Here is a 6,543-nt window from a genome sequence, read left to right as displayed (position 1 = left end):
GCCAATACCTGGGAACACAGCCCGGCGCAATTCCGCAAGGTGCTGGAGGTGAACCTGGTCGGCACTTTTCTGTGCTGCCACGCCGTCATTCCATGGATCTTGAAGAACCCGGCCTCTGATTGGCGCGGCCGCATCGTCAATGTTTCCAGCATCCAGGGCAAGGAAGGCATGCCCCAGGCCGCGGCCTACGCGGCCTCCAAAGCCGGGATGATTGCGCTCACCAAAACCCTGGGCAAGGAGCTGGCGACCGAGGGTGTGCTGGTCAACGCGATCACCCCCGCCGCCGTGATGACGGCCATGGCCGATGCGCTGACCGATGAGCGCCGCCAGTCCATCCTGGCGCGCATCCCCATGCAGCGCTTTTTAAGCGCCGAAGAGGTGGCTGACCAAGTAGCATGGCTGTGCTCCGCCGAGTGCGCCTTTGCCACCGGCGCGGTATTTGACCTTTCCGGCGGACGCGCCACTTACTAGGATTTTCATGCAGCTGCATCTCACACTGGCCAGCACACTCCCCACCGACCACGCCCAGGCGGTACTCATAGGCCGCATCTGGGTCCCGGGCAGCGGCCCGGTGCTGGTGCGGGTGCAGGCCGATGGCATCACCAGCCTGGAGCACCTGGCCGCCACCGCCAGCCAGTTGCTGGAACTGCCCGACGCCGCCGCCCAGGTGTGCGCCCAGCCCGGCAAGTACCTTGCCGACACCGCCGCCGTGCTGGCGAATTCGGCCTTTTCCGCCCGCGACCCCGCCCTACCCTGGCTGCTGGCCCCTTGCGATTTGCAGGCGCTAAAGGCCGCAGGCGTGACCTTTGTGGCCAGCATGCTGGAGCGGGTGATCGAAGAACAGGCCCGGGGCGATGCCAGCAAGGCCGTGGCCGTGCGCGCCGCCGTGGTGGCGGTGATTGGCGACAACCTCAGCAACATCCAGCCCGGCTCACCCGCTGCCAGCCAACTCAAAGAAGTGCTGCTGGCGCAGGGCATGTGGTCGCAGTACCTGGAGGTGGGTATTGGCCCGGATGCCGAAATCTTCACCAAATCCCAGCCGCTGAGCGCCGTGGGCACGGGTGCCGAGGTCGGCATCCACCCCGGCAGCGCCTGGAACAACCCCGAGCCCGAGGTGGTGCTGGCCGTCAACAGCCGGGGTGAAACCGTGGGCGCAGCCCTGGGCAACGATGTGAATCTGCGCGATTTCGAAGGCCGCAGCGCCCTGCTGCTGGGCAAGGCCAAGGACAACAACGCGTCTTGCGCCATCGGCCCGTTCATCCGCTTGTTTGATGCGCATTTCGGTATTGCCGACGTGCGCCGCTGCGACCTGGCGATGCAGGTCACCGGGCAGGACGACGGTTTTGTGATGCACGGCAGCAGCAGCCTGTCCAAAATCAGCCGCGATCCGCTGGACCTGGTGGCCCAGGCCATCGGCCCCAACCACCAGTACCCCGACGGGCTGATGCTGTTTTTAGGCACCATGTTTGCCCCCACCCAAGACCGCCACGGCCCAGGCCAGGGCTTTACCCACACGGTGGGCGACGTGGTGACCGTGGGCACGGCGCAGTTGGGCCAGTTGGTCAACCGTGTCAACACCTGCGACCAGGTGCCGCCATGGACCTACGGCATCCGCGCCCTGATGGGCGACCTGGCGCGGCGCTAGGGCGCAAGTCCAGAGGCAAAGCCCTGAAACGCTGCTGGCATAATCCAGCATCTTTTAGGGCTGCTGCGCATATTCTCTGTGCGCAAGCAGCTATTTTTACGATAGCAAACACCTCAAGGAACATTCATGGCTTTCACCACTACCGCCTCCGGCCTGCAGTTTGAAGACACCATCCAGGGCTCGGGCGATGTCGCCACCAAGGGCAAAAGCGTCACCGTGCACTACACCGGCTGGCTGTACAACGACGGCGTGCAAGGTGCCAAGTTCGACTCCAGCAAGGACCGCAAAGACCCCTTCGTGTTCTCGCTGGGCGCGGGCATGGTTATCAAGGGCTGGGACGAAGGCGTGGCCGGCATGCAAATCGGTGGTGCCCGCACGCTGATCATCCCTGCCGCCCTGGGTTACGGTGCGCGCGGTGCGGGCGGCGTGATTCCGCCCAACGCCACCCTGAAATTCGACGTGGAACTGCTGGCCATCAAGGGCTGAGCTTTCCCTGGGCTGGGTCTGGTACCTGGCCGCGTAGCGCGATTTTTTGCAGGCCACCCCCTTGAGAAAAGCCGGGATGGCCCCAGTTTGCGTAGCTGGTTCACTCCACTCATCCTCCAGAACATGTCCGAAAACAACACCCACCCTGACCACCAGCCCCTGGACGGCATGTCCCCCGCCGAAGACCAAGCCACCAGCGACGTGGAAGCGCTGGCCATGGCCCAGGCCGAACTGGCAGCCCTGAAAGCCAAAAGCGCCGATCTGGCCGACCAGTTCCTGCGCGCCAAGGCCGATGCCGAGAACGCCCGCCGCCGCGCCGAAGACGACATCGCCAAGGCCCGCAAATTCAGCCTGGAAAGCTTTGCCGAAAGCCTGCTGCCCGTGGCCGACAGCCTGGAAGCCGGCCTGGCCATCAAGGACGGCACGCCCGCCCAGATCCGCGAAGGTGCCGAAGCCACCCTGCGCCAGTTGAAAAGCGCGCTGGAACGCAACAAGGTGATTGAGATCGCTCCCGCTGCCGGCACCAAGTTCGACCCGCACCAGCACCAGGCCATCAGCGTGGTACCGGCCGAGCAAGAAGCCAACACCGTGGTTAGCGTGCTGCAAAAGGGCTATTTAATCTCGGAACGCGTGCTGCGCCCGGCTTTGGTCACCGTGACCGCACCTAAATAAAAACAAAGAAATTGGATAACCCCACTCTTGAAGTGGCAAAAGTTATCCACACGTTAGACACATAGGGTCTTTAAGGCAAAGACCCCCACCCACTTACACAAATCAAAGGAAGAAATCATGGGAAGAATTATTGGGATTGACTTGGGCACCACCAACAGCTGCGTTTCCGTCATGGAAGGCAATGTGCCCCGCGTGATCGAAAACGCCGAAGGCGCACGCACCACCCCGTCCATCGTGGCGTACCAAGAAGACGGCGAAGTGCTGGTCGGTGCATCCGCCAAGCGCCAGGCTGTCACCAACCCCAAGAACACGCTGTACGCCGTCAAGCGTTTGATCGGCCGCAAGTTCACCGAAAAAGAAGTCCAAAAGGACATCGACCTGATGCCCTACTCCATCGTGGCTGCCGACAATGGCGATGCCTGGGTGGAAGTACGCGGCAACAAGATTTCGGCCCAACAGGTCAGCGCCGACATTCTGCGCAAGATGAAGAAGACCGCTGAAGACTACCTGGGCGAAGCCGTCACCGAAGCCGTGATCACCGTGCCCGCGTACTTCAACGACGCACAGCGCCAAGCCACCAAGGATGCAGGCCGCATTGCCGGTCTGGACGTGAAGCGCATCATCAACGAACCTACCGCTGCAGCCCTGGCATTTGGCCTGGACAAGCACGAAAAGGGCGACCGCAAGATTGCGGTGTATGACTTGGGCGGCGGCACGTTTGACGTGTCCATCATCGAAATCGCCGATGTCGATGGCGAAAAGCAATTCGAAGTGCTATCCACCAACGGCGATACCTTCCTGGGTGGTGAAGACTTTGACCAGCGCATCATCGACTTCATCATTGCCGAGTTCAAGAAAGAATCCGGCGTAGACCTGTCCAAGGACGTGCTGGCCCTGCAGCGCCTGAAGGAAGCCGCTGAAAAAGCCAAGATCGAGCTGTCCAACAGCGCAGCTACCGACATCAACCTGCCTTACGTGACGGCAGATGCCTCCGGCCCCAAGCATCTGAACATCAAGCTCAGCCGCTCCAAGCTCGAAGCCCTGGTCGAAGAACTGATCGAGCGCACCATCGCCCCTTGCCGCACCGCCATCAAGGATGCGGGCGTGTCCGTGGCCGACATCCATGACGTGATTTTGGTTGGCGGCATGACGCGCATGCCCAAGGTGCAAGAAAAGGTGAAGGAATTCTTCGGCAAGGAACCCCGCAAGGACGTGAACCCCGACGAAGCCGTGGCGGTTGGCGCAGCGATCCAAGGTCAAGTTTTGTCTGGCGACCGCAAGGACGTGCTGCTGCTGGACGTGACGCCTCTGTCGCTGGGTATCGAAACCCTGGGCGGCGTGATGACCAAGATGATCGTCAAGAACACGACCATCCCGACCAAGTTTGCACAGACCTTCTCCACTGCCGACGACAACCAGCCCGCTGTGACCATCAAGGTGTTCCAGGGCGAGCGCGAAATCGCCAACGTCAACAAGCTGCTGGGTGAGTTCAACCTGGAAGGCATTCCACCGGCAGCACGTGGTACGCCGCAGATCGAAGTGTCGTTCGACATCGATGCCAACGGCATCCTGCACGTCGGCGCCAAAGACAAGGGCACCGGCAAGGAAAACAAGGTCACCATCAAGGCCAACTCGGGTCTGTCGGAAGCCGAAATCCAGCAAATGGTGAAAGATGCCGAGCTGAACGCCGCCGACGACAAGAAGAAGCTGGAACTGGTGCAAGCCCGTAACCAGGGTGAAGCCAGCGTGCACAGCGTGAAGAAGAGCCTGACCGAGTACGGCGACAAGATCGAAGCGGCCGAAAAGGAAAGCATCGAAGCTGCTATCAAGTCGTTGGAAGAAGCCTTGAAAGGCGAAGACAAAGCCGCCATCGACGAAAAGAACACCGCTTTGATGACCGTCAGCCAGAAGCTGGGCGAGAAAATGTACGCCGACATGCAAGCCAAGGAAGCCGCCAGCGCAGCCGGTGCGTCTGGTGCAGCCGCACCGGAAGCCGAAGCCGCCCAAGCTGCTGACGACAACGTGGTCGATGCCGAAGTGAAAGAAGTCAAAAAGGGCTAATTTGAGAGGCCGCAGGCTTCCATGACCCGTGCCGCGCTCGGATGGTCCTGTTGGGATCTTCGGCGCGGCTTTTTGCGTAGCGAGCCACCTGGTTCCCCCCTAGCGCGGGTCTGGCTCAACCCCGATCGCCGTATTGAGAAAGTGATTGCAGCATGAGCAAACGAGATTATTACGAAGCCCTTGGCGTTCCCAAGAACGCGTCCGAGGAAGAAATCAAAAAAGCCTATCGCAAACTGGCGATGAAGCACCACCCTGACCGCAACCAGGGGGACTCGGCCAAGGGTGCTGAAGACAAGTTCAAGGAAATCAAGGAAGCCTACGAAATGCTGAGCGACGCGCAAAAGCGCGCCGCCTACGACCAGCATGGCTTTGCCGGCGTCGATCCGAACATGCGCGGCGGCCCCGGGGCCGAAGGCTTTGCGGGCGGTGGTTTTGCCGAGGCTTTTGGCGATATTTTTGGCGACATGTTCGGCCAAAGCCGGGGCGGTCGCGCCGGTGGCGGTCGCCAGGTGTTCCGGGGTGCCGACCTCAGCTACGCCATGGAAGTCACGCTGGAAGAAGCCGCACGCGGCAAGGAAGCGCAAATCCGCATCCCCACCTGGGAAGCCTGCGACACCTGCCACGGCAGCGGTGCCAAACCCGGCACCCAGGCCAAGACCTGCGGCACCTGCGCGGGCCAGGGCACGGTGCAAATGCGCCAGGGCTTTTTCAGCGTGCAGCAAACCTGCCCCACCTGCCGCGGCACGGGCAAGGTCATTCCCGACCCCTGCACCGTCTGCAGCGGCCAAGGCAAGGTCAAGAAGCAAAAAACCCTGGAAGTCAAAATCCCGGCCGGTATCGACGACGGCATGCGCATCCGCAGCGTGGGCAATGGCGAGCCGGGCTCGAACGGTGGCCCCTCGGGCGACCTGTACATCGAGATACGCACCAAAAAGCACGACATCTTTGAGCGCGACGGTGGCGACCTGCACTGCTCGGTGCCGGTGAGCTTCATTACCGCCGCACTCGGTGGCGAGATCGAAGTGCCTACCCTGTCGGGCAAAGCCGCCATCGATATCCCCGAAGGCACGCAAGCGGGAAAACAGTTCCGCCTGCGCGGCAAGGGCATCAAGGGCGTGCGCGACAGCTCGCCCGGCGATTTGTACTGCCACATCACGGTGGAAACCCCGGTCAAGCTCACCGAGCACCAGCGCAAGCTGATGCGCGAGCTGGAAGAGTCGTTTAAAAAAGGTGGCGGCAAACACTCGCCCACTGGCGACAGCTGGACCGACAAGCTGAAGAAGTTCTTTGCATAGGGTGTTGCTTCGCTTGCCCTGCTTAGTTTGAAAGCCCCTGGGTGCCTGCACCCAGAGGCTTTTTTCATGGCTGGACTAAAACCCCATTCGCTATGGTGTTGATAGCTGCTCGTGCAGGTGCTACCTGCGCTAGAGGCACTTTTTTTATAAAAATGACACCATGATCCGATGAGGAAATCGCGGTGTCCGCTTATAGTTGAAGTTTTGCTCGCCGCAAGGACACCGCCATGAAAACCAAAGCCGCAGTCGCCTGGAAAGCCGGAGCCCCCCTGACCATCGAAACCGTGGACCTGGACGGCCCCCAATTCGGCGAAGTGCTGGTCGAGATCAAAGCCACCGGCATCTGCCACACCGACTACTACACGCTCAGCGGTGCCGACCCCG

General features: G+C 61.3%; 7 protein-coding genes. All 7 read left to right on the top strand.

Annotation, left to right across the window (positions count from 1 at the left end):
* A partial coding sequence (locus ABI213_RS21100; protein WP_348028531.1) for an SDR family oxidoreductase occupies positions 1 to 471 on the top strand: 471 nt, incomplete at its 5' end.
* Between the two features lie 7 nt (positions 472 to 478).
* Complete coding sequence (locus tag ABI213_RS21095) at positions 479 to 1,645, top strand: fumarylacetoacetate hydrolase family protein (protein WP_348007837.1); 1,167 nt, start codon at positions 479 to 481, stop codon at positions 1,643 to 1,645.
* A gap of 126 nt (positions 1,646 to 1,771) precedes the next feature.
* Positions 1,772 to 2,131 (top strand): FKBP-type peptidyl-prolyl cis-trans isomerase, encoded by a 360-nt coding sequence (locus ABI213_RS21090; protein WP_092758500.1) that lies wholly within the window; start codon positions 1,772 to 1,774, stop codon positions 2,129 to 2,131.
* A gap of 123 nt (positions 2,132 to 2,254) precedes the next feature.
* The gene (grpE, locus tag ABI213_RS21085; protein ID WP_348007836.1) at positions 2,255 to 2,803 is read left to right on the top strand and encodes a nucleotide exchange factor GrpE; all 549 of its coding nucleotides are present in this window, start codon (positions 2,255 to 2,257) and stop codon (positions 2,801 to 2,803) included.
* Between the two features lie 117 nt (positions 2,804 to 2,920).
* Entirely contained in the window at positions 2,921 to 4,864 is a 1,944-nt protein-coding gene (dnaK, locus tag ABI213_RS21080) for a molecular chaperone DnaK (RefSeq protein ID WP_348007835.1), read from the top strand.
* A gap of 152 nt (positions 4,865 to 5,016) precedes the next feature.
* Entirely contained in the window at positions 5,017 to 6,159 is a 1,143-nt protein-coding gene (gene dnaJ / locus ABI213_RS21075) for a molecular chaperone DnaJ (RefSeq protein WP_348007834.1), read from the top strand.
* A gap of 227 nt (positions 6,160 to 6,386) precedes the next feature.
* On the top strand, positions 6,387 to 6,543 hold a 157-nt coding region (locus tag ABI213_RS21070), incomplete at its 3' end, for an alcohol dehydrogenase catalytic domain-containing protein (RefSeq protein ID WP_348028533.1).

Source organism: Rhodoferax sp. (genome assembly GCF_039922535.1).
Classification (GTDB): domain Bacteria; phylum Pseudomonadota; class Gammaproteobacteria; order Burkholderiales; family Burkholderiaceae_C; genus Rhodoferax_B.
This window is presented reverse-complemented; position numbering and strand designations above follow the sequence as displayed.